Source organism: Microbacterium hydrocarbonoxydans (assembly GCF_900105205.1).
Lineage (GTDB): Bacteria > Actinomycetota > Actinomycetes > Actinomycetales > Microbacteriaceae > Microbacterium > Microbacterium hydrocarbonoxydans.
In genome coordinates this window covers 493857-512802 of record NZ_FNSQ01000005.1, presented here as the reverse complement: position 1 = coordinate 512802, position 18946 = coordinate 493857, and the positions used below count along the sequence as shown (strand labels likewise).

Genomic DNA, 18946 nt, shown 5'->3' with positions numbered 1-18946 from the left:
CGGGGACGATGCCACACTGCCATTCTGGCCGGACGCTCACAGAATGGATCCATGGCGATGAACGACCCTCAGATCTGGACCCTCATCGGGGTGTTCGGCGCTGCTCTCCTCGGCGGCTTCACTCTGGTGACCACCCACTTCGGTCGCGTGATCCGTGCCGAGATCGGACGGCTCGACGGAACCGTCTCCGGCCAGATCGGGGCGCTCGACGGAACACTCTCCGGCAAGATCGAAGCGCTCGACGGAAAGCTGACAGGCCAGATCGAAGCGCTCGACGGAAAGCTGACAGGCCAGATCGAAGCGCTCGACGGCAAGCTCACGGGCCAGATCGAATCCGTGGAGGGGCGACTCTCGGGCCGGATCGACGCCCTCGATGCGAAGTTGAGCGGTCGCATCGACACGCTCGACAAAGAGGTCGCCACGATCGCCGAGCGGTTCTGGCGCTCGTCGTAGGACGGATCGGCTCGCCTGAGGACGGGCAGAGATCGACCGAGGTCAGCCGCGTCCGATGCCGGGGTGCCACAGCACGACGTCGGTGGAACGGCGCAGGCGGCGACCGCCGGGCATCGGGATGACGCCGGCGGATCCAGCCGCGAAGATGCGGACGCCCGGGCGGTTCTCACGCTCGGCACGGAGGGCGGCATCGAGCTCGGCGACGCGACGCCGGAGCATCCGGTTCTCGTCTTCCAGGTCGAGCAGTCGGGCGATGGCCGGGAGGCTCACGCCTTCGGACGAGAGCTGGGCGACCTCGCGGAGCTGCTCGATGTTGCGGGTCGAATAGCGCCGCGAGCCACCGGACGTGCGCCCGGGGACGACGAGCCCGATGCGGTCGTACTGCCGCAACGTCTGCGGGTGCAGCCCCGACAGCTCGGCCGCGACGGCGATCGCGAACACCGGGGTGTCCGCGTCCATGCGCTGATCAGCCATGATGCTTCACCTCTTCCTCGGTGTTCGCGATCGTCATCGTCTTCGTCCTCAGTGGTGATTCTCTATCGGCGGGCCTTGGCCATGAGGTCGGCTCGCGGATTCTCCGACGGCTCGAGCGCCTGGAACTTCTCCAGAGCCTCGCGCGCCGCCTCATCGAGGTGCGACGGCACCGCGATCTGCAGCTCGGCGAGCAGGTCGCCGGTGCCCTTCGAGGTGGTCACGCCGCGCCCCTTGACGCGGAGCACGCGACCGGACGGTGTCCCGGGCGCGACGCGGAGCTTGACGGTATCGCCGCCCAGCGTCGGGACCTCGATGGTGGCACCGAGTGCCGCCTCGGTGAAGGTGACGGGAACGACCACACGCAGGTTCAGTCCCTCGCGGGTGAACACCGGGTGCGGGCGCACCGCAATCTGCACCACGACGTCGCCGTTCTCCCCGCCGTCGGGCGAGGGGCGGCCTCGTCCGCGGAGCCGGATCTTCTGCCCGTCGGCGACGCCGGCGGGGATCTTCACCTTGAACGGCTTGCCGTCGTCGCCCTGCAGGGTGATCGTCTCCCCCTGCACGGCCGTGGCGAAATCGAGCGTGGTGCGCGCTGTGACATCCGCACCCTTCTGCGGGCCGCCGAAGCCACGGAATCCGCCGGAGGTCTGCCCGAATCGGCCGGAGCCGAACGTGCCGCTCTGACCCTGGTTGAACATCGCGAAGATGTCCTCGAAGTCGGCGGACTGCTGCTGCCCGCGGCCCTGCTGCCCGAACCGGCTGAAGACGTCTTCGAAGCCGCCCGCACCCGAGCCGCCCGCCGTGAAGCGGGCACCCGAACCCATCGCGCGGATCTCGTCGTACTCCTTGCGCTGTTCGGCGTCGGAGAGCACCGAGTACGCCTCGCTGACCTCCTTGAACTTCGCTTCGGCCTTCTCATCACCCTGATTGGAGTCGGGGTGATACTTGCGGGCGAGCTTGCGGTACGTCTTCTTGAGATCAGCGTCGCTGACGTCCTTCGAGACCCCGAGGATCTTGTAGAAGTCCTTGTCGAACCAGTCCTGGCTAGCCATCGATCACCTACTCTGCGGGTACGGCGACGACGACCTTCGCGGGACGCAGCTCGACGTCACCGAGGCGGTAACCCACCTCGACGACCTCCAGCACCGTGGTCTTGTCGGCGCCCGGGGTGGGCTGCTGGAAGATCGCCTCGTGTCGCTGCGGGTCGAATTCCTCGCCCTTCTCGCCGTACGAGACGACACCGAGCCGCTCCACCACCGTGCGTACCTTGTCGGCGATCACGGCGAAGGGCGTGCCCTCCACCAGATCGCCGTGCTGAGCGGCACGGTCGAGGTCGTCGAGCACGGGGATGAGGCCCTTGGCGGCCTCGCCCTTCGCGCGCTCGATCTCGACCTGGCGCTGCTCCTCGGTGCGGCGGCGGTAGTTGGCGTACTCGGCCTGGAGACGCTTGAGGTCGTTCAGCAGCGTCGACTCCAGGTCGGCGAGCACGGCATCCTCTGCCGCGGCCTCGCCGGTCTGGGTGGCGCCGAGGATGTCGTCGACCGTCAGATCGTCAGGGGCGCCGTCGACCGGCGTCTCATCGGATCCTTCTGCGGCCGCGGCCTCGCGCGAGTCGGGGTTCTGCGACGCGGGGCCGGATGCCTGCGCATCCGACCCCTCGCTGCGAACCTCGTCGTCACCTTCGAAGTTCTTGTCCGTCATGATTACTTCTTCTCGTCCTCGTCGTCGACGACCTCGGCGTCGATGACGTCCTCGTCGGAGGAGGCGTCATCGGCCGGAGCCTCGCCCGCGGCGTCGGCGCTCGGGGCGCCCTCGGCCTGGGACTGCGAGTAGATGGCCTCGCCGATCTTGCCCTGCGACTGGTTCAGCTTGTCGAACGCGGTCTTCACGGCCTCGTCGTCATCGCCGGCCAGTGCCGTCTTCAGAGCGTCGACATCGGCCTTGACCTCGGTCTTCACGTCTTCGGGCAGCTTGTCGTCGTTCTCGGTGATCAGCTTGTCGATCGAGTACGCGAGCGTCTCGGCCTGGTTGCGGACCTCGGCGGCCTCACGGCGTGCCTTGTCCTCGGCCGCGTGCTCCTCGGCCTCGCGGACCATGCGCTCGATGTCCTCCTTCGACAGCGAGGAGCCGCCCGAGATGACGATCGACTTCTCGGTGCCGGTGCCCTTGTCCTTGGCGGACACGTGCACGATGCCGTTGGCGTCGATGTCGAACGTGACCTCGATCTGCGGGATGCCACGGGGAGCCGGGGCGATTCCGGTGAGCTCGAACGTTCCGAGCGGCTTGTTGTCGCGGGTGAAGTCGCGCTCGCCCTGGAAGACCTGGATCGCGACGGACGGCTGGTTGTCGTCTGCCGTGGTGAAGGTCTCGCTGCGCTTGGTCGGGATGGCCGTGTTGCGCTCGATGAGCTTGGTCATCATGCCGCCCTTGGTCTCGATGCCGAGGCTGAGGGGGGTGACGTCGATGAGCAGGACGTCCTTGCGCTCGCCCTTGAGGACACCGGCCTGGAGGGCTGCGCCCACCGCGACGACCTCATCGGGGTTGACGCCCTTGTTCGCCTCCTTGCCGGTCTCGCGCTTGACGAGCTCGGCGACGGCGGGCATACGGGTCGATCCACCCACGAGCACGATGTGATCGATGTCGGCGACCTTGATGCCGGCTTCGCGGATGACGTCCTCGAACGGCTTCTTGGTGCGGTCGAGCAGGTCCTTGGTGAGGTCCTCGAACTTCGCGCGGGTGATGGTCTCGCTCAGCGAGACGGGGCCCGACTCGGTCAGCGACAGGTACGGCAGGTTGATGCTGGTGCTGGTCGAGGAGGAGAGCTCCTTCTTCGCCTGCTCCGCAGCCTCCTTCAGACGCTGCAGGGCGATCTTGTCACCCGAGACGTCGACGCCGGTCGTCTCCTTGAACTGCTTGATCAGGTAGTCGACGAGGCGCTGGTCCCAGTCGTCGCCGCCGAGGCGGTTGTCACCGGCGGTGGAGCGCACCTGGATGGTCGAGAAGTCGTCGTCCTTGCCCACTTCGAGCAGCGAGACGTCGAATGTTCCGCCACCGAGGTCGAAGACGAGGATGAGCTCGTCTTCCTTGCCCTTGTCGAGGCCGTAGGCGAGAGCCGCAGCAGTCGGCTCGTTGATGATGCGCAGGACGTTGAGTCCCGAGATCTCACCGGCCTCCTTGGTGGCCTGACGCTCGGCGTCGTTGAAGTACGCGGGGACGGTGATGACGGCATCCGTCACCGTGTCGCCCAGGTACGACTCGGCGTCGCGCTTGAGCTTCTGGAGGATGCGCGCGGAGATCTCCTGCGGCGTCCACTTCTTGCCGTCGACGTCGAACGTCCAGTCGGTGCCGACGTGGCGCTTGACCGACGCGATCGTGCGGTCGACGTTGGTGACGGCCTGGCGCTTGGCGGTCTCGCCGACGAGCACCTCGCCGTCCTTGGTGAATGCGACCACCGAAGGGGTGGTGCGGAAGCCCTCGGCATTGGCGATGACCTTCGGCTCGCCACCCTCGAGGACGCTGACGACGGAGTTCGTCGTACCGAGGTCGATTCCAACAGCACGTGCCATGTGATTCTCCTTTGTTGCTGAGGTTGATGTGGTCTGAAAACCAGGGGCGATCAGGGAAACCTGAGTCGCGATGACTCAACTGTACTCCGACCTCGGAACGCTGTCAAACAAACTTGATACGAGCAGGCTCAACTTTGCTCGCAGGTCCTCGAAACATCTCCGTCACACGACTCCCTTAGAGTCCCGGCATGCGCCACCCCACCCTTCTCGCCGTGTCGCACGGGACATCGGACGCCGAAGGTGCCCGCGCGATCGCCGACCTGGTCGCCGCCGTGGCCGCCACCCTCCCCGACGTCGAGGTGCGCAGCGCATTCGTCGACGTGCAGCAGCCGGACGCCGCTGATCTGCTGCCGACCATCGACGGCCCCGTGGTCATCGTCCCCCTGCTGCTGTCTCGCGGCTTCCACGTGCATCATGACCTCCACGGCATGGCGGCGAAGAAGGCGGATGCGGTCGTGAGCGCCGCCCTCGGCCCCGACCCGCGCCTCGCCGCGGTGCTCGCCGACCACCTCGCCGCCTCCGTTCCGGATCATCCGCGCCCCGTCGTGCTCGCCGTCGCCGGCTCCCGCGACCCCGCCTCACTCGAAGATGCGGACGCGATGGCGGCGCTGCTCGCCGACCGGATCGCTGCCCCCGTCGAGCTCGCCTACCTGGCTGCGCGACAGCCGGACCTCCCCGCTGCGCTCGCCGCGCATCCGGATGCCGTCGTCTCGACGTACCTCTTCGCCCGCGGCTACTTCTTCGACCTCACGGTGCGTCACGCGTCCGGTGCACCGCTCACCCCGCCGCTGCTCGACGGCGTCACGGTGCCGCAGCCGCTGATCGACCTCGTCGTCGAGCGCTACGAGGACGCCGCTGCTCTGCTGCTCGCGGGAGCCGGACGGCCATGACCGCGCGCGGTCGAGAGGGCGTCACCGGAAGGGTGACGCTCGTCGGCGCGGGCCCCGGCGATGCGGGCCTGCTCACCGTGCGGGGCCGGCGCGCCCTGGAGGCGGCGGATGCGATCGTCGCCGACCGTCTCGGCGCGCGGGCCGTGCTCAGCCAGCTCGCCGCCGAGGGAGTGCGGCTCGGGGAGATCTTCGACGTCGGCAAGCTGCCCGGCCACCACTCGGTGCCGCAGGACGGGATCAACGAGCTCCTGGTGACGCTCGCCCGCCAGGGACGCCACGTCGTCAGGCTCAAGGGCGGCGACCCCTTCGTCTTCGGACGCGGACGCGAGGAGCAGCTGCACTGCGAAGCAGCAGGCGTCCCGGTCGAGGTGATCCCCGGCGTCACCAGCGCGGTGGCGGTCCCGGCGATCGCCGGCATCCCGCTCACCCAGCGCGGCGTCGCCGAGACGTTCACCGTCGCCAGCGCCCACGACCAGATCGGCGACCTGCCTGGGGGCCGCGACCACACCGTCGTGCTGCTCATGGGAGTGGGCACGCTCGCCCACTCCGCACACGTGCTGGCGTCCGGCGGCCGGGGCGACGACTGCCCGGTGGCGATCATCGAAGACGGGTTCGGCCCCCGCCAGCGCATCACCGTCGGCACGCTCGGCACCATCGCGCACCTGGCCGCATCCCGCCATGTGCGCTCCCCCGCTGTCGTGGTGGTCGGCGACGTCGTGGGGGTGGGAGACGTGGTCGCTGCCGGAGACGTGGTCGGGATCGGAGAGGTGCGCGCCACGCCTGCGGACTAGGCTGACCGGCATGACGCGCATCTCGCCGGTCTCACCCCTGGCCCGTCTCGCCGCCGTCTCGGTGGTCGCCCTGGCCATGCTGCCGCTGAGCGGATGCCTGTACGCACAGATCCCGGTGAACGTCCCGGACGGCGACGGACCCGATCCGTCTCCGACGGCCGAGCCGACGGACGAGCCCTCCGGCGATCTGCCCGCCGCGCTGTCCTTTGACGAGGGGGCGGACCTGCCGTCGACGGCCTACATCCAGTGGGGCGACGGGCTCATCGCGGACGACGGCTGGAAGGTCGTGAAGCCGGACGACGGGGAGGGCGGCTGGACGTACGGCACGGTGGACGACACCTGCACCGCGCAGTTCTGGCAGGGACTCATCCCGGATGTCCCGACAGTCCCCGGCGATGACGCCGCGAGCTCCGACGCGATGCTCGCCGTCATCCTCGGTGAAGACGACGCCACTGAGATCACCCCGGCCGCCACCACCGGCGCGTTCAGCTATCAGATCGGGGGCAATGCCGACGTCGAGAACCGGCAGCTCGACGGCGTCGCCGGGGAGCGGAAGTGGAGCATCGCCGCGCGGGCGTTCACGGCGACCGGTGTCGGCCTGTATGTCATCGTCGACTGCACCGGCGGGGACGTCGCGGCCACCCTGGCCGAGGTCGTCGACAAGAACGCCGTCGTCGTGGAGTGACCGCCCGCCTTCGGGTTGCGGTCACTTGCCGCCGGGCGGACCGACGAGCAGCAGGATCACGTAGAGAGCGACGATGCCGCCCGCGAGCAGGATCGCGAGCACCCAGGGCCGGCGGAGGAACCAGCGCATCAGCCGGTCGTACCAGCGCGCGTCGCGAGGGTCGGCGGTCTGCTCCAGCCGCCAGTCGCCGGCCAGGCGCCCCGTGCGGTGCAGCCAGATCTCCATCGGGATCGTCGCGTAGGGGACCACAGCGCTCACGACCGCCAGGATCGCGACACCGGGATGCCAGCGCTGGTTGAGTGCGACCAGCACCGCGGTCGCACCGTACGCGAGGAACACGAACCCGTGGATGCCGCCGCCCACCGTCACGACGACGCCGGGAGCGCCGACGGCACGGGCGATGATCGCCGAGATGAGGATCGTCCAGGTGATCGCCTCGGCGATCGCGAGGACTCGGAACAGGCGCTCGGGTGTGCGGAACACGGGACTCCTCGGGTGGGGGTCCGTTCAGCGTATCCGGAATAGCTATGACTCCCCGGGTGTTGCCGAAGGCATGGTGACCGTCGATTCCGCAGCGCTCGGGCAGGTGCTCGACTCCGTCGAGCTGCGCGTCGGCATCGCGAGGCGTGTGGCTCTGACCGCCGGCGACCTGCTGCCGATCCCCTCGGGATCCGCCACTCTCGTGTACATCGTGAGCGGTGCGCTGAGCGGACACCCGCCCCTGACCACCGGGTGCCGACTCGACGTCGACCGCGCCGCGCAGCTCGTCGCCGTCGACGACCGCCCGCTGAGCGCCGCTCTCGTCTCGGGAGACGCGTTCCTCACGTTGGGGCGCGCGACGATCGCCCTGGAGGCCGAGGCGGATGCCGACCTCGTGGTGGTCGATCTGGAGTTCTCCGCCAGTGCGACCCAGCTCACCGCGCTCCTTCCCGATCCGATCACGGTCATGTCCTTCGATGCCCTGGAGCCGGCTGCGGCCGCGCTGGCCGGCAGTATGGGTCCGGCCGGTCCGCCGTCGTGCCCGGTGCGCCAGGGCGACCCCGTGATCTGCCGCATGATGGCCCAGACCGTGCTGCTCAGCGTCATCCGGGCGTGGGCCGCGAACGGCTGCGCCCCCGCCGGCTGGCCCTCCGTGTCGAAGGACCCCTTCCTCGACCGGGTCGTCGAGGCCATCCACGAGGAGCCGGGACGCGACTGGACCGTCGAACGCCTGGCGAGCATCGGCGCGATGTCGCGCTCGGTCTTCGCGGAGCGCTTCCGCAGTGCGATCGGCCGCTCGCCCGCCGACTACGTCACCGAGGTGCGCATCGACGCGGCCAAGCGGATGCTCGCGGGAGGCCGCTCAGTCAGCGAGACCTCGCGCGTGCTGGGCTATGCCTCGGATGAGGGATTCAGCCGTGCGTTCCGCCGACGCACCGGGATGACCCCGTCGACCTGGCGCGCCGCGCAGCTCACCGCCGTCCCGGCCTAGCCCCTGCCCTGCCCCTGCCCTGCCCCCCGTGGGCCCTTCCCCGGGCACAGCTTCGGACCGCGGGCCCGACACGCCGCCTGGTGCGCTGACGCCACGGGGTGTCGGATGCCGGATCCGAAGCTGTGCCCGGGGTGGGTCGGACGACAACGGGGTGTCGGATGCCGGATCCGAAGCTGTGCCCGGGGGGTCGTACAAGCCCGGCCGCGCTCACACCAGCCGAGCGCTCAGACGAGCAGCGCGGCCGCGGTGCTCCGGCGGTTCGAGATGCCGAAGAGCACCGCTCCGACGAGCAGCGCCGCCGCCCCGAGGACGTAGACGAACTCGACGCTCAGCGTGTCGACCAGCAGACCGCCGAGGCCCGCGGCGAGCGTGATCGCGCCCTGGAACCCCACGACGACGAGGCTGCCGCCGGCTTCAAGGCGATCGGGCATGCGGTGTCCGACCCAGGTGTTGGCCACGAGCAGCCACGACGAGAAGAAGAAGCCCCACACGAGCACCACGGCACCGACGCCGAAGATCGATCCGGCCAGGAAGATCATCGCCAGCACCGACACGGCGATCACGAGCGGGGCGAACACGGCGAAGAACGCGAACGTGCGGTCGATCACGAATCCGAGTCCGAGGTTGCCGGCGAGACCGCCGACCCCGAACAGCGCGAGCAGGACGATGATGGTCGACGCGTCGACCTCCGGGATGCGCTCGAGCGCGAGCCTGACGTACGTGTAGGCGAGGAAGTGACCGAGCACCACGAGCACGTGGCCGACCATCCCGATCGCGATCCCCGGTCGACGCAGCGTGTCGACGAGGAGACGGATGCTCGACGCCTGCTCGGCCGGCACCGACGGCAGCACGAGCCGCAGCGCGACGGCGAGGAGCACCATGAGCACTCCGGCGATCGCGAACACCGTCTGCCAGTCCACGACCTCGCTGAGCATCACCCCGAGCGGCACTCCGGCGACCGTGGCGAGCGAGACCCCGGCGGAGGTGAACATGACCCCGCGCCCGAGATGCTCGGGGCCGGCGAGCCGCACGGCGACCGTGATCGACATGGCCCAGAACGCGCTGATCGCCGCACCCAGCAGGAATCGGGCGAGCAGCACGATGAGCAGATTCGGCGCGATCGCGACGATCAGGTTCGACGCGGCGGCGGCGAGCGCCATCCAGACGAGGAGCGAGCGGCGGTCGAGCCGCGGGAAGATCAGACCGACCGTGGGGGCGACGACGAGTCCGACCAGTGCGGTGACCGTGACCGTCTGCCCCGCTTGGCCGGGGGTCACCCCGAGGGCATCCGCCATCTCGGTGAGCACACCGTTCGGGAGGAACTCGGCAGTGACGAGCAGGAACCCCATCAGCATCAGCACGATGAGTCCGCCGTAGCGGATGCGGTCGGTGCGGTCGATCGTCACGGGAACGGGCGCGGTCGTGGTCATCCCTCCACACTGACAGTCGCGCGCACCGCGCACCCGACGCGGCGTCCCCCGCATCCGACCATTCGTCCTGATCGGGTCTGGACAGCATCCGCTCCCGCCCCCTAGGCTCGACGACGCACCGGGGTTCTCCCGGAAGGCCGAGCGAGAGGAGCAGAAGACATGAACACCGTCTCTGTCGCGCCTCTCGCCGACATCCTTCCTCTCGAGGCCGCCCGCTCCTGATCCGCGCGTGGCCTCCCTCTCCCGGAGCCACACCGTGTCTGATCTCTTCGCTTCTTCCGAAGCATCCCCTTCGCTCTCCTTCGACGCCTCTTCTTTCGACGCCTCTCCTTTCGAGGTCGTCCCGACTTTCGCCGACGTCGAGCCCGGCGAGCACCAGCGCTGGACGACCTGGCCGACCGTCACCCCGTCGGAGCGCGGCCCGCTGCCCCGCCCTGCGTGGGTGGTGACGAGCGCAGGCGCACTCGACACCGAGCTCGGCATCCTCAAGACCGGCAAGGAGGCGGACGTCTTCCTGCTCGAGCGAGCCGTCCCCGACGACCCCGCACAACGCACCCTGCTCGCGGCGAAGCGCTATCGCAGTTCCGACCACAGCAGCTTCCACCGCTCAGGCGTCTACACCGAGGGGCGGAGCACGAGGAACACCCGCGACACCCGCGCGCTCGCCAAGAAGTCGGAGCACGGGCGGGCCGTCGCCGCGGCACAGTGGTCGTTCGCCGAGTTCGAGGCGCTGTGTCGGATGTGGGAGCTCGGCGCACCGGTGCCGTACCCGGTGCAGGTCGACGGCACCGAGCTGCTGATGGAGTTCATCGGCGATGAGACGGGCGTCGCGGCGCCTCGACTGGCGGCAGTGCGCTCCGGCCGTGCCGAGCTGAGCGGCTTCTACGGCCAGATCGTCGACCTGATGCGCACCTTCGCCGCTGCCGGCTTCGCGCACGGCGACCTGTCGGCATACAACCTGCTCGTGCACGACGGACGGGTGCGGGTGATCGACCTGCCGCAGATCGTCGACATCATCGCGAATCCGCAGGGGCTCGACCTCCTGCACCGCGACTGCGTCAACATCTGCGACTGGTTCACCCGCCGCCGGGTCGACTGCGACGCCGAGGAGCTCTTCGCCGAGCTGATCGCCGCGTCGTACGCGTGAGTCGCTGCTGCACAACTCTGCCGCTCCACAACTCTGCCGCTCCACAACTCCGGAAGTCGGCGAGCGCAGTGCCGCAGCGCGGCCGAATCGGGTGCGAGCCCGGTGGATCTCCGGAGTCGTGGAGCGAGAGCCGGGCTTCAGCCGACCCGCAGAGCCGCGTTCAGCAGGTCGACGCTGAGCTGTGCGGTGGCTGGCCGCGTGCGGCGTGCCGTCACCCTCCGTTCACTGCACGCCACCAGACTGCGAGCATGAGCGAAACCTCCCAGAGCGGCGATGTCCCGGAGCCCGTCGCGACGGCCAACAGCGGCGCGGTCGGCGTGGTCGGTCTCGACCTGCGGGGCGAGACGCCGGCGCCCAAGAAGCAGGTCTATGCCTGGGCGCTGTGGGACTGGGCGACGCAGCCCTTCAACACGGTCATCCTCACCTTCATCTTCACCGCGCTGTATCTGACGACGGAGGCGTTCCTGCCGGCCTCGATCGCGGGGCTGGACCCGAAGGACCCGATCCGCGAAGCCGCCGAGGCCGACCTCGCGTCTGGGCTCGGGATGGGGTCGACGATCGCCGGCATCGCGATCCTGCTGATCGCGCCCGTGCTCGGACAGCGGGCGGATGCCGCGGGTCGCCAGAAGCTCTGGTTGGGGATCGGCACGGGCGCGCTGGTCGTGTGCATGCTCGGGCTGTGGTTCGTCGAGCCGACCCCGACGCTGTTCTGGCTCGGAGTGGCACTGATCTCCGCAGGATCCGTGTTCGGGGAGATCGCCGCGGTGAACTCCAACGCCATGCTGATCGGCATCGCGAACCCCAAGACCGTCGGACGCATCTCGGGCCTGGGCTGGGGATTCGGCTACATCGGCGGCATCCTCGCTCTCGTCCTCGTCGTCATCTTCTACACGTTCGACTGGTTCGGACTCCCCGAGGACAGCGGCCTGCCGTTCCGTCTCATCGCGGTCGGCTGCGCGATCTGGGCGATCGTGTTCTCCATCCCGATCTTCCTCGCCGTGCCGGAACCCTCGCTCGGCCGACCGGAGCGCAAGGTCGGCTTCTTCGCCTCGTACCGCCTGCTGGTCACGGACGTCGTGGGCTTGTACCGCAACCCCGACACCCGTCAGACGTTCTGGTTCCTCCTCTCCAGCGCCGTGTTCCGCGACGGCCTCGGCGGGGTCTTCGCATTCGGCGCGATCATCGCCGGCCAGGTGTTCGACTTCGCCTTCCTCGACCTGGTGATCTTCGGCATCGCGGCGAACCTCATCGCCGGGGTGTCGACGATCATCGCCGGCCGCTTCGACGACCGCTTCGGCCCGAAGCGGATCATCCTCGTCTCCCTCGCCGCGATGGTCGTCGCGGGTCTCGCCGTGTTCTTCCTGGTCGAGGGCGGCACGATCGTGTTCTGGATCGGCGGTCTGCTGCTGTGCGCGTTCGTCGGGCCCGCCCAGGCGGCGTCGCGCTCGTTCCTCGCGCGCATCACGCCCGCGGGGCGCGAGGGTGAGATCTTCGGGCTGTACGCCACGACGGGGCGGGCCGCGAGCTGGATGGCGTCGGGGGCCTGGACCCTCCTGATCGTGCTCACCCAGTCGACGGCGTTCGGCATCCTGGGCATCGTGCTCGTGCTGATCGCCGGCTTCCTGTTGCTGCTTCCGGTGAAGGCGACGCGATGACCGTCGTCATCGCCTTCCTCGCCAACATCCTGGTCGCCCTCGCCAAGACGGTGGCCGCCGTCATCACCTCGTCGGCGTCGATGGTGGCCGAGGCCGCGCATTCGTGGGCGGATGCCGGCAACGAGGTGTTCCTCCTCATCGCCGACCGTCGCGGGGCACGGACCAAGGATGCGCGACACCCCCTCGGGTACGGCCGCTCTGCGTTCGTGTGGTCGCTGATCGCCGCGTTCGGGATCTTCACCGCCGGCTCGATCGTGTCGATCATGCATGGCGTGCAGGAGCTGTCGGACACGGGGCCGGTGGAGAGTCCGGCCGTGGCGTACACGGTGCTCGGCATCGCGTTCGTGCTCGAGGGGGCGTCGTTCACGCAGGCGATGGTGAAGTCTCGGCGGCTGGCGAAGGAGCGCGGCTCCTCGACCTGGGACTATGTGCTGGAGACGAGCGATACGACCCTGCGCGCGGTGTTCTTCGAGGACATGGCGGCGCTCATCGGACTCGGGATCGCCGCGGGCGCGATCGCGCTGCATCAGATCACCGGCGTCGCCGCGTGGGATGCGGTGGGTTCGATCCTCGTGGGCATCCTGCTGGGGGTCGTCGCGATCATCCTGATCGGACGCAACATCGCGTTCCTCGTCGGGTCCAACGCATCGCCCTCGCTGCGCGACCGGGTCGGCAGGGCGCTGCTGTCGTCGGAGCAGATCCAGCGGGTGACCTATCTGCACATCGAGTATGTCGGTCCGAACCGCCTGTTCATCGTCGCCGAGGTGGACCTGACGGGAGACGCTCGCGAGCACGACGTCGCGAGGAGTCTGCGCGCGATCGAGCAGCAGATCGAGCAGCATCCCGTCGTCGAGACCGTGGTGCTCTCGCTGTCGGTCGACGACGAGGCGTCCCTCGACTTCGGTACACCCTCCTGAGCCGCGTCACTGCTCCCAGTTGTCGGCGAGCTTGTTCAGCAGATGGGCGAGCTGCGCACGCTCCTCGTCGGTGAAGGCCGCGAGCGCCGTGTTCAGCGCCTCCCTCCGCTCGCCCCGCATGCCGCGCGCGATCTTCCGCCCCTCATCGGTCAGGGCGATGCGCGTGCGTCGCGCGTCATCGGGGTCGGCCTCTCGGCGGACGAAGCCGTGGGCGACACCCTGCTGCACCAGCCTCGATGCCCGGGGCTGATCGACTCCGATCGCCGCACCCAGATCGCTGACGCTCAGCGGAGCGGATGCCGCGGCGAGCGCCTCGAGCATCCGCATCCGCGCCGGTCCGCCGAACCGTCCGGTCGGGTCTGTCATCCACGGCGGCCCGGCCGGTCGGCCGTGCCCGTGTGCGTTCCCGTGCGCGGTTCCGTGCGCACCCTCCTCGAAGTGTTCGGAGTGCGGCCCCCCGTGCCATCCGTGGGGACCGCCCATGCCCCGGGGGCCCAGGCCGCGGTCGCCTGATCTTCGTCCTCGGAGGCGGGACAGGGCGAGGGCGATGGCCTCGGCGGGGTCGTTCTCTGCGCTGCTCACGATTCGATTTTACATGCGACTTGACATGGATCAGATACACATGTCACACTACATATACATGTATTGTGACAAGCACATGCTCCATGACATCTAAGGACTTCACCATGAACACCTCTGACACTCAGAACACAGACAGCACCCCTCGCCCGTTCGGCTACTGGCTGAAGGCGGTCGACCGCCTCATGGCCGCCGAGTTCGACTCGGCCTTCGACCGAGAGGGCGCGAGCCGCCGCGACTGGCGACTCCTCAACATCGTCGACGGGACCGTGCCGGCTCGCCGCCCTCTGACCGCACACAAGGTGCACGGCCTGGTCGAGCGCGGATGGGTCGTCGCCGACGGCGATACCTGGACGCTCACCGACGAAGGCCGGGCGGCCAAGGAACGCCTCGGCGGCATCGTCGACGGCATCCGCGCCCAGGTCTCCGACGCCGTCTCCCCCGACGACTTCGAGACCACGCTCGCGACACTCGAGCAGATCGCCCGCTCGTTCGGGTGGGATGAGGAGACCCCTCTCCCCCGCGGACGCGGACGTCGCCACGGCTTCGGTCGGCGCCACGGCTTCGGACCCGGCTTCGGTCGGGGCTTCGGTCGGGGCTTCGGGCCGGGGTTCGGGCCGGGGTTCGGGCCTCGCGGCTTCCACCGTGGATTCGGTCCGGACCACTTCGGTCACGGCTTCTCCGACGAGCACGGATGCGGGCACCGGGGCCACCCGGGACACGACCGCTCCTCCGGCCCGCAGGGGCACGAGCACGCCGAACAGTCGGGCCACGACCGTGACTTCAACCGCGAGCACGGTCACGGCCGCGGTCACGGGCACCCCGCCCACTCGGGTCGCGGCGAGCACCGTGTCGCGCGAGCGGCTCAGCACGCCTATGAGCGTGGCTTCGACGCGGGGTTCTCACGTGGTCGGGACGCCTGACGCATCCGCATCCCGGCATCCGCTGCACCAGGACGCCCCGTTCGCTTCGGCGACCGGGGCGCTCCTGCACCCGCGCCGCGTCCGGACACCGACCCTGCCGAGCGCAGGACGACAGCCGGGAATCAGGACCATTTCCCGCGTCCCGTCCTGATCTCGGACGGTCCTCCTGTTCTCAGACAGCCGGACCTCAGGCATCCCTTTCTCAGACACCCCATCCCCATCGTCCGAACGCAGGACGACAGCCCGGGATCAGGACAAATCGCCGCATTCCGTCCTGATTTCAGACGGTCCTCCTGTTCTCAAACAGCCAGACCTCAGCCCCCCCCTTCTCAGACGGTCCCCCATCCCCGTCGTCCGAACGCAGGACAACAGTCCGGAATCAGGACAATTCGCCGCATCCCGTCCTGATCTCGGACGGTCCTCCTGTTCTCAGGGGGCAACGGCGAAGCGGTCAGGCGTCTAACGCAGAGCGGGCAGCACGACCTCGTCGACCAGCTGCACGACGGCATCCGGTTCGAGCGCGCGCCGCCGCAGGCTGACGCTGCCGAACGCTGCGGTCGGCACGAGGCCGGCGATCAGGGCGACCGGAGCGTCCCCACGCACCTCACCTCGCTCGATCCACCGCTCGATCACAGCCGTGAGTGCAGCGACCGGAGGCCCGCCGACCACTCGATAGGCGACGTCGCGCAGCTCCTCGTCGCGCCCGATCTCGCTCAGGATGCTGGCGAGCACCCGCGCCGTACGGTCATCCGCCCGCGCGAAGTGCATGGCCGCTCCGAGGAGGTCCCCTCTGAGCGTGCCTGTGTCGGGGGCATCAGCCGCGATCTGCAATGCGCCGACCGCCGCGACGACGAGCTCGGCCTTCGTCTCCCACCGGCGATAGATGGCGGATCGTCCGCAACGGGCTCGGTCTGCCACGGCACCGATCGTCGTCCCCGCGTAGCCGCTCTCGATCAGGAGGTCCTGGACCGCCGCGAGGATCGACGCCTCGACGCCGGGGTCGCGAGGACGCCCCGTCGGCTTGGCCATCTCATCTGCACGCATCGGACTCATTGTACATTCCGGGATTGAGCAGTACCGTTATATCCGGTACCACTCAGTACCGGATCGACTCATCAACCGCAAGGAGCTGTCATGGTCACCACCACCGCCGCCCGCTCAGATGGGAACGCCACCCGATCTCGGCTGCGCCACGCTCTCATCCTCATCATTGCGATCGTCGTCGCCGTCGCGGCGAACTCCGTCGTCGCGCTCATCGCCGTCGCCTCTGGCGCCCCGGCTACATATGGGCCGCTGACCTTCCCCGCTTACACGCTGTTCACGACTCTGGGCATCGTGATCGGCTGGATGGGCTGGTCGCTCGTGCGCCGACACGCCCGTGACCCGCGTCGCACCCTGTCGATGCTCGTGCCGATCGTGACCGTGGCGTCGTTCATCCCCGACATCCTGCTGCTCGTGTTCCACTTCATCCCGGGCACGACGGTGAGCGCCGTCATCGGACTCATGGTCATGCATGTCGTCGTCGTGGCCGTCGCGGTCCCGGCATATATCTGGGCGTCGAAAGGGATGTGAGGCCCAGGACGTCGCCTTCGGCGGATGCGGCGGATGGCGGATGCGGCGGAGACGCGACAGCCGAGCGCAGGAGAACAGCCCGAGATCAGGACGATCCGCCACATTTAGTCCTGATCTGGGACGGTCCTCCTGTTGTCGAGCGGAGCGTCAGGCGAGCGATGCGGCGGATGCGGCGGATGCGGCGGATGCCGTTGATGCGGCCAGCGGCGGATCCGCGGGGGTTCTCCAGCGGAGTGCAGGAGTACAGCCCGAGGTCAGGACGATCTGCCGCATTTCGTCCTGAACTGGGGGTGTCTTCCTGTTTTCAGAAGGTGGAGCGGAGCCTCGGCCGCCGCGGAGCCCCGGCCACCCCCGGTCCCGGGAGCTCCGGCCGCACCCTGGGCGTCCGCCTTGCCAGCCCGGCGCCCCGAACGTCAGCCGTGCGAGCGCACCACCGGAACGAGACAGTCGACCTCCCCCTCGCGACGGTAATACTCGATGTGCGGTCGCGCGGCATCGTGGTCGGCCAGCGCGAACAGGGCGTCGAACGCGGACGAGATCTGCCCGTAGATCTCGGGAGCCTCGCCGCGAAGCCGCAGCCGCAGATACGGGCCGCCGGGGATCGTTGTCTCATCGAGACCGAGCGGATTCTCCGCATCCCGGTCCAGACGCACCGACGTCAACCGATAGACATCGCTTCCGCCGAACACGAGGCCCATCATCCGTCGCCCCTGCAGCGAGTCGAATCCACCCTCGAAGTCGGGCCACGCCTCCTGCACCGCCTCGACGTCGAGCGGGACATCCCTGCTCAGCGCCGCGGTGTCGTCGAGTTCGACGACGTCGATGCGTCCCAGTCGATGCTCCTGCGCATAGTCGGTCATGCCTGCGTGTCTAGCATTTTTCCGGAGGTCGGCACCAGGGCAACGCGCCGCAACAGGACGGGACGGCGTCAGCCGATCGCCTCCGGCCGGAGGATCAGGGATGCTCCGAGGATCTCGATTCCGAGAAGCCTCCCGTCGGCATCGAGGTCGAGGAACAGCTCTCCCCGGGCATCAGCCGGGAGCGCGATCGGGAGCGTCTGCGCGACCGCGCCATCGGCGATCGGGCCGCCGACGGTCAGGTAGGCCGCGTCGACCTCGGGGTCGTAGCGGAGATCACCCATGCCGCAGGGAGGCGAGGACCGCGATCGCGTCGGCATCGGCCACGGATGCGAACGACGTCGTCGTGCCGAGGTAGACGGCCCCGGCGATCGCCGCCGCGAGCAGCAGCACGAGGAATCCGAAGATCACCACAGACAGCGCGCGGTATCCGCCGGAGGTCGGCACCTCGGGCGCCACGGACGGCTGGGCCCAGTCGTCGGCGACGGGGGCGGGCTGATCGCCGGTCAGAATCGCCGGCTTCGGGCGGGAACGGCGCGTGGCGGGGAGCATCGCCTCAGCGGGAGGCGGCGGAATCACCGCATCCGGAACAGACGACTCCGGCGGAGGCGGCGGAATCACCGCATCCAGAACAGACGACTCCGGCGGAGGCGGCGGAATCACCGCATCCGGAACAGACGACTCCGACGGAGGCGGCGGGATGACAGCATCCGCGGACGGGATCTCCGGGTTCTGCGGGTCGGTGCTGTCGCCGCTCATGTCAGCCTCCTAGGGCTCCGACGTCGGTCGTGCCGACGTTCGTTCGGTGGAAGTTCTGGAACGAGCGGGATGCCGTCGGGCCGCGCTGCCCCTGGTAGCGGTTGCCGTACGGGCCGGAGCCGTAGGGGTTCTCCGCCGGGGACGTGAGCCGGAAGAAGCAGAGCTGACCGATCTTCATCCCCGGCCACAGCTTGATCGGCAACGTCGCGACGTTCGCGAGCTCCAGCGTGACGTGGCCGGTGAATCCGGGATCGATGAATCCGGCCGTCGAGTGCGTGATCAGGCCGAGTCGGCCGAGCGATGACTTGCCCTCGAGCCGTGCGGCGATGTCATCCGACAGCGTCACCTGCTCGAAGGTCGCGCCGAGAGCGAACTCCCCCGGGTGCAGGATGAACGGCTCCTCGGGGTCGACCTCGATGAGACGGGTGAGCTCCGGCTGATCGACCGACGGGTCGATGAACGGATACTTGTGGTTGTCGAAGAGGCGGAAGTACCGGTCCAGGCGCACGTCGATGCTCGACGGCTGGATCATCTCCGGCTCGTGCGGTTCCAGGCCGATGTGGCCGGATGCGAGTTCTGCTCTGATGTCGCGGTCGCTGAGAAGCACGGCACCAGCCTAGTTGCCGCACGCCCGCGACACTTTGGACGTGACGGATCCGACGGGTAGGCTTGCGATCACCTGCTCCTCGGATGCAGGTTCGGGGCTGTAGTTCAATGGTAGAACTTCTGCTTCCCAAGCAGACAGCGCGGGTTCGATTCCCGTCAGCCCCTCCACAC

The 18946-nt window shown here is 68.9% G+C and carries 22 protein-coding genes and 1 tRNA gene; 11 read left to right on the top strand and 12 right to left on the bottom strand.

Translation table 11 applies throughout. The features are described from left to right. Positions 1-51: 51 nt before the first annotated feature. Complete coding sequence (locus BLW44_RS02800) at positions 52-453, top strand: hypothetical protein (protein ID WP_060928492.1); 402 nt, start codon at positions 52-54, stop codon at positions 451-453. Between the two features lie 42 nt (positions 454-495). On the opposite strand, the gene BLW44_RS02795 is transcribed toward BLW44_RS02800, so the two are convergent. The 4 genes from BLW44_RS02795 to dnaK form a co-directional block, all read right to left on the bottom strand. Continuing rightward, a complete protein-coding gene (locus tag BLW44_RS02795) occupies positions 496-927 on the bottom strand; it encodes a heat shock protein transcriptional repressor HspR (protein ID WP_060928491.1) in 432 nt (143 codons plus the stop codon). A gap of 62 nt (positions 928-989) precedes the next feature. Then, on the bottom strand, positions 990-1979 hold the full coding sequence (locus BLW44_RS02790; RefSeq protein ID WP_060928490.1) for a DnaJ C-terminal domain-containing protein: 990 nt from the start codon (positions 1977-1979) through the stop codon (positions 990-992). Between the two features lie 7 nt (positions 1980-1986). Further along, complete coding sequence (locus BLW44_RS02785; protein ID WP_060928489.1) at positions 1987-2628, bottom strand: nucleotide exchange factor GrpE; 642 nt, start codon at positions 2626-2628, stop codon at positions 1987-1989. 2 nt (positions 2629-2630) lie between these two features. Next, entirely contained in the window at positions 2631-4493 is a 1863-nt protein-coding gene (dnaK, locus tag BLW44_RS02780) for a molecular chaperone DnaK (protein WP_060928488.1), read from the bottom strand. Between the two features lie 188 nt (positions 4494-4681). Here dnaK and BLW44_RS02775 point away from each other — a divergent pair, with 188 nt between their 5' ends. From BLW44_RS02775 to BLW44_RS02765, 3 genes are read left to right on the top strand one after another with little or no spacing between them, the layout of a single operon-like run. Next, entirely contained in the window at positions 4682-5383 is a 702-nt protein-coding gene (locus tag BLW44_RS02775) for a sirohydrochlorin chelatase (protein WP_060928487.1), read from the top strand. Next, positions 5380-6174 carry a uroporphyrinogen-III C-methyltransferase gene (gene cobA / locus BLW44_RS02770; protein ID WP_060928486.1) on the top strand — a complete coding sequence of 265 codons (795 nt, stop codon included), beginning with the start codon at positions 5380-5382 and terminating at the stop codon, positions 6172-6174. The genes BLW44_RS02775 and cobA overlap by 4 nt, the downstream gene beginning before the upstream one ends. A 10-nt stretch (positions 6175-6184) precedes the next feature. Further along, the gene (locus BLW44_RS02765; protein WP_060928485.1) at positions 6185-6859 is read left to right on the top strand and encodes a hypothetical protein; all 675 of its coding nucleotides are present in this window, start codon (positions 6185-6187) and stop codon (positions 6857-6859) included. A gap of 21 nt (positions 6860-6880) precedes the next feature. Here BLW44_RS02765 and BLW44_RS02760 read toward each other — a convergent pair whose 3' ends face one another. Then, positions 6881-7342, bottom strand: coding sequence for a DUF3817 domain-containing protein (locus BLW44_RS02760; protein ID WP_060928484.1), 462 nt, complete (start codon positions 7340-7342; stop codon positions 6881-6883). 70 nt (positions 7343-7412) lie between these two features. Here BLW44_RS02760 and BLW44_RS17465 point away from each other — a divergent pair, with 70 nt between their 5' ends. Further along, entirely contained in the window at positions 7413-8330 is a 918-nt protein-coding gene (locus BLW44_RS17465) for a helix-turn-helix transcriptional regulator (RefSeq protein WP_060928483.1), read from the top strand. A gap of 224 nt (positions 8331-8554) precedes the next feature. On the opposite strand, the gene BLW44_RS02750 is transcribed toward BLW44_RS17465, so the two are convergent. Further along, positions 8555-9760, bottom strand: coding sequence for an MFS transporter (locus BLW44_RS02750; protein ID WP_060928482.1), 1206 nt, complete (start codon positions 9758-9760; stop codon positions 8555-8557). A 256-nt stretch (positions 9761-10016) separates the two neighbouring features. Here BLW44_RS02750 and BLW44_RS02745 point away from each other — a divergent pair, with 256 nt between their 5' ends. The 3 genes from BLW44_RS02745 to BLW44_RS02735 all read left to right on the top strand — a co-directional run bounded on the left by BLW44_RS02745 (position 10017) and on the right by BLW44_RS02735 (position 13479). After that, on the top strand, positions 10017-10907 hold the full coding sequence (locus tag BLW44_RS02745) for a serine protein kinase RIO (RefSeq protein ID WP_060928481.1): 891 nt from the start codon (positions 10017-10019) through the stop codon (positions 10905-10907). 248 nt (positions 10908-11155) lie between these two features. Then, on the top strand, positions 11156-12562 hold the full coding sequence (locus BLW44_RS02740) for an MFS transporter (RefSeq protein WP_060928480.1): 1407 nt from the start codon (positions 11156-11158) through the stop codon (positions 12560-12562). After that, positions 12559-13479, top strand: coding sequence for a cation diffusion facilitator family transporter (locus BLW44_RS02735; RefSeq protein ID WP_060928479.1), 921 nt, complete (start codon positions 12559-12561; stop codon positions 13477-13479). The genes BLW44_RS02740 and BLW44_RS02735 overlap by 4 nt, the downstream gene beginning before the upstream one ends. 6 nt (positions 13480-13485) lie before the next feature. Here BLW44_RS02735 and BLW44_RS17460 read toward each other — a convergent pair whose 3' ends face one another. Then, positions 13486-13845: a MarR family winged helix-turn-helix transcriptional regulator gene (locus BLW44_RS17460; RefSeq protein WP_254775108.1), complete on the bottom strand. Its 360-nt coding sequence runs from the start codon at positions 13843-13845 to the stop codon at positions 13486-13488. 320 nt (positions 13846-14165) lie between these two features. Here BLW44_RS17460 and BLW44_RS02725 point away from each other — a divergent pair, with 320 nt between their 5' ends. Then, the gene (locus tag BLW44_RS02725; protein ID WP_060928478.1) at positions 14166-14981 is read left to right on the top strand and encodes a MarR family winged helix-turn-helix transcriptional regulator; all 816 of its coding nucleotides are present in this window, start codon (positions 14166-14168) and stop codon (positions 14979-14981) included. A 459-nt stretch (positions 14982-15440) separates the two neighbouring features. Here BLW44_RS02725 and BLW44_RS02720 read toward each other — a convergent pair whose 3' ends face one another. Continuing rightward, entirely contained in the window at positions 15441-16025 is a 585-nt protein-coding gene (locus tag BLW44_RS02720) for a TetR/AcrR family transcriptional regulator (RefSeq protein WP_060928477.1), read from the bottom strand. A 90-nt stretch (positions 16026-16115) separates the two neighbouring features. Between BLW44_RS02720 and BLW44_RS02715 the strand changes: the two genes are divergently transcribed. After that, positions 16116-16553 carry a DUF6069 family protein gene (locus BLW44_RS02715; protein WP_060928476.1) on the top strand — a complete coding sequence of 146 codons (438 nt, stop codon included), beginning with the start codon at positions 16116-16118 and terminating at the stop codon, positions 16551-16553. A gap of 413 nt (positions 16554-16966) precedes the next feature. Here the strand turns inward: BLW44_RS02715 and BLW44_RS02710 are convergent, their stop codons facing one another. The 4 genes from BLW44_RS02710 to dcd all read right to left on the bottom strand — a co-directional run bounded on the left by BLW44_RS02710 (position 16967) and on the right by dcd (position 18776). Next, positions 16967-17413 (bottom strand): GyrI-like domain-containing protein, encoded by a 447-nt coding sequence (locus tag BLW44_RS02710; RefSeq protein ID WP_060928475.1) that lies wholly within the window; start codon positions 17411-17413, stop codon positions 16967-16969. 68 nt (positions 17414-17481) lie between these two features. Continuing rightward, on the bottom strand, positions 17482-17694 hold the full coding sequence (locus tag BLW44_RS02705) for a DUF2283 domain-containing protein (RefSeq protein WP_060928474.1): 213 nt from the start codon (positions 17692-17694) through the stop codon (positions 17482-17484). Next, positions 17687-18169, bottom strand: a complete 483-nt coding sequence (locus tag BLW44_RS02700; RefSeq protein ID WP_074731548.1) for a hypothetical protein — start codon at positions 18167-18169, stop codon at positions 17687-17689. Before BLW44_RS02700 ends, BLW44_RS02705 begins: the two co-directional genes overlap by 8 nt. 1 nt (position 18170) lies before the next feature. After that, a complete protein-coding gene (gene dcd, locus BLW44_RS02695; RefSeq protein ID WP_060927152.1) occupies positions 18171-18776 on the bottom strand; it encodes a dCTP deaminase in 606 nt (201 codons plus the stop codon). Positions 18777-18869: 93 nt separating this feature from the next. Between dcd and BLW44_RS02690 the strand changes: the two genes are divergently transcribed. Continuing rightward, positions 18870-18943: transfer RNA gene (locus tag BLW44_RS02690), tRNA-Gly, on the top strand. The last annotated feature ends 3 nt before the right edge of the window (positions 18944-18946 follow it).